The sequence below is a fragment of the Microbacterium sp. Ru50 genome (assembly GCF_002920555.1).
GTDB lineage: Bacteria > Actinomycetota > Actinomycetes > Actinomycetales > Microbacteriaceae > Microbacterium > Microbacterium arborescens.
This window is the reverse complement of record NZ_PQSV01000078.1, coordinates 1-389: the sequence shown is the minus strand read 5'-3', so window position 1 is coordinate 389 and position 389 is coordinate 1. Positions and strand designations below refer to the sequence as shown.

1 pseudogene is annotated in these 389 nt (G+C 66.3%); it reads left to right on the top strand.

From position 1 onward, the window contains the following. Nucleotides 1-389 (top strand): annotated as a pseudogene (locus tag C3481_RS16345) (alpha-amylase family glycosyl hydrolase); the annotation flags it as partial.

Below are 389 nucleotides of genomic sequence, written 5' to 3'. Positions count from 1 at the left end.
AACTACTGGGGTTACAACACCATCGGCTTCTTCGCGCCGCACAACGCCTACGCCTCCTGGGGCGACCGCGGCCAGCAGGTGCTGGAGTTCAAGTCGGCGGTCCGGGCGCTGCACGAGGCCGGGATCGAGGTCATCCTGGACGTGGTCTACAACCACACCGCCGAGGGCAACCACCTGGGTCCGACGCTGTCCTTCAAGGGCATCGACAACCCGTCGTACTACCGGCTGACGGAGGACCCGCGCTACTACATGGACACCACGGGCACCGGGAACTCGCTGCTCATGCGGTCCCCGCACGTGCTCCAGCTGATCATGGACTCGCTGCGGTACTGGGTCACCGACATGCACGTCGACGGCTTCCGCTTCGACCTCGCGGCGACCCTCGCCCG